The sequence below is a fragment of the Coprococcus intestinihominis genome (genome assembly GCF_040096555.1).
GTDB lineage: Bacteria > Bacillota > Clostridia > Lachnospirales > Lachnospiraceae > Coprococcus_A > Coprococcus_A intestinihominis.
In genome coordinates this window covers 1-3,098 of record NZ_JBBMEK010000328.1, presented here as the reverse complement: position 1 = coordinate 3,098, position 3,098 = coordinate 1, and the positions used below count along the sequence as shown (strand labels likewise).

Below are 3,098 nucleotides of genomic sequence, written 5' to 3'. Positions count from 1 at the left end.
ATTTTACTGCCTTATGTACCGCTGCTAGCATTGGCAGCGAGAGCGGCTTGTGTTGAATAGACGCTTTTTATATCTTTATTTAGAAATGACAGGCCACGCGTCAAAAATTACTTTTTGTTCGCACGCATACGCTGTTTCGGATCCAGAATCTTCTTACGGATACGAATATTCTTCGGTGTAACTTCAACAAGTTCATCATTTTCGATGAAGTCAAGGGCTTGCTCAAGGCTCAGTACCTTATGTGGTACAAGCTTTAAGGCTTCATCGGAACCTGAAGCACGGGTGTTGGTCATCTGTTTACGTTTGCAGACATTCAGCTCGATATCGCCGCCTTTAGGGTTTTCACCAACGACCATACCCTGGTAAACCTGTTCGCCAGGTCCGAGGAACAGTGTACCACGTTCCTGTGCATTGAACAGACCGTAAGTGATGGTTTCACCGGCTTCAAATGCGATCAGGGAACCTGTCTGACGGTAAGCAATGTCACCCTTGTATGGGCCATAGCTGTCAAAAATAGTATTCAGGATACCATTACCCTTTGTATCTGTCATGAATTCACCACGATAACCAATGAGGCCACGGGATGGGATCAGGAACTCAAGACGAGTGTAACCGCCGTTGGAACGGGACATACCCTGCAGTTCGCCTTTACGGAAGCTCAGCTTCTCGATAACAATACCGGAGAATTCATCTGGTACATCGATGACAGCCTGTTCCATTGGCTCAAGAAGATGACCTTTCTCATCCTTGTGGTAAATAACTTCTGCCTTGCTGACTGCAAATTCATAGCCTTCACGACGCATATTCTCGATGAGAACGGAAAGATGCAGTTCACCACGGCCGGAAACTTTGAAGCAGTCTGTGTTCTCTGTATCTTCAACACGGAGGCTGACATCGGTATTCAGCTCTTTGTAGAGACGTTCACGAAGGTGTCTGGATGTTACGAACTTGCCTTCGCGGCCGGCTAATGGGCTGTCGTTGACAAGGAAGTTCATGGAAATTGTAGGCTCGGAAATCTTCTGGAATGGGATTGGCTCTACAAAATCAGGGGAGCAGAGTGTATCACCGATATGAATATCGGAAATACCGGAAATAGCGACGATGGAACCGACGCCTGCTTTCTCAACTTCCACTTTGTTCAGACCGTCAAACTCATAGAGCTTGCTGACTTTCACCTTGCGACGCTTTTCAGGGTCGTGGGCATTGACGATGATAGCATCTTCATTCACACGAATAGAACCGTTGCTGACCTTGCCGACACCGATACGGCCAACATATTCATTATAATCAATGGTACTGATCAGTACCTGTGTGCCCTTGTCAGGATCACCTTCCGGAGCAGGAATGTGGTTGATGATCGTCTCAAATAGTGGCTGCATGCTGTTGCTGTCATCACCAATCTCAAGCATAGCCACACCTTCCTTGGCGGAAGCGTACACAAATGGGCAGTCTAACTGTTCTTCACTGGCATCAAGATCGATGAGCAGTTCCAGAACTTCGTCAATAACTTCGTCCGGTCTTGCTTCAGGACGGTCGATCTTGTTGATACATACGATAACAGCCAGATTCAGTTCAAGGGCTTTCTTCAGAACAAACTTTGTCTGAGGCATTGGGCCTTCGAAAGCATCTACAACGAGGACAACGCCGTCTACCATTTTAAGGACACGTTCTACCTCGCCGCCGAAATCGGCATGTCCCGGTGTATCGATGATGTTGATCTTGACATCCTTATAAAAAACTGCTGTATTCTTGGAAAGAATGGTGATACCACGTTCACGTTCGATATCATTGGAGTCCATAACTCTTTCCTGTACAACCTGATTGCTTCTGAAAACACCGCTCTGTTTCAAAAGTTCGTCTACCAGAGTCGTTTTACCGTGGTCAACGTGAGCGATGATGGCAATATTTCTTGTATCTTCTCTCTTTATATTCATATAAATCCTTCTTTCTGAAAAAGAATCTGCTTAACAACGCTATTTATCATATCAATTACGAAAAGGTTTTTCAAGTTTTTTATTGCGGAAATCTATAATAAAACGGAATAAATGCATTCAAAAGGCCGAAAAATGACCGATGGCCCCCTGCAAATGCCATTAAATGGAAGAATCTGTCGATGAATGAGAATTTCTTTTCATGGTAAATCATGGTAGATTTGTAATTGTCACATGACAGTTTGATTCAGACAAAAGAGGCGTGATGAGAGCATATCCGTTCATGAAAAAGAGATAGCATAAATCGGATGTGGACAGAATACATATAAATACATATTAAAAAACTTATATTTACCGGAGTGGTGAAAGGGGATTAAAAGATGGCAGATAAAGCAATGGATAACAATCAGGTGACAATCGTTGGAACGGTTGATTCGGAATTCACATACAGCCATGAAGTTTTTGGAGAAGGCTTTTATATGCTGGAGGTGGTTGTCAACCGTCTGAGTCATATGCAGGATCGGATTCCTTTGATGGTTTCTGAGCGGCTTGTGGATGTGAAGGAGAGCTACAGGGGGAAGATCGTGGAAGTACACGGACAGTTCCGTTCTTATAATAAGCATGAAGAAGGCAGAAATCGTCTGATTCTTTCGGTATTTGTCCGGGAGTTTGCATTTGTGGGGGAAGAAGGAACTCTGACAAAGCCGAACAGCATTTATCTGGATGGCTATATCTGCAAACCGCCGGTATATCGGATGACACCTCTTGGACGTGAGATCGCAGACCTTTTGATGGCTGTCAACAGGCCGTATGGCAAGTCGGATTATCTGCCGTGTATCTGCTGGGGAAGAAATGCACGGTTTGCCGGCAAATTTGAAGTGGGAACACATATCCATCTCTGGGGAAGGATTCAGAGCCGTACATATCAGAAACGGCTGGATAACGATGTAGTGGAAAAGCGGACGGCCTATGAGATTTCCGTCAGCAAAATTGAATGTGTAGAATAAAGGTCAATATGCAGACTAAAGGCATCAGAACGGTAGTTTTTGCTTGACGTTTTCCCGGGAATGTGGTATTTACTATATATTGTTGTAACTGTTCAGAGCCAACCTCCAAAATGCTACGCATTTCGTCGGTGTGGCGTATCCGCCAAATAAAATTTCAAAA

The 3,098-nt window shown here is 44.4% G+C and carries 2 protein-coding genes; one reads left to right on the top strand and one right to left on the bottom strand.

The annotated features are described in order from the left end of the window. Nucleotides 1–107: 107 nt before the first annotated feature. A complete protein-coding gene (gene typA, locus WMO25_RS16600) occupies nucleotides 108–1,934 on the bottom strand; it encodes a translational GTPase TypA (protein ID WP_117527554.1) in 1,827 nt (608 codons plus the stop codon). Nucleotides 1,935–2,311: 377 nt separating this feature from the next. On the opposite strand from typA, the gene WMO25_RS16595 reads away from it, so the two are divergent. Further along, nucleotides 2,312–2,938, top strand: coding sequence for a single-stranded DNA-binding protein (locus WMO25_RS16595; protein WP_349086268.1), 627 nt, complete (start codon nucleotides 2,312–2,314; stop codon nucleotides 2,936–2,938). Nucleotides 2,939–3,098: the final 160 nt, after the last annotated feature.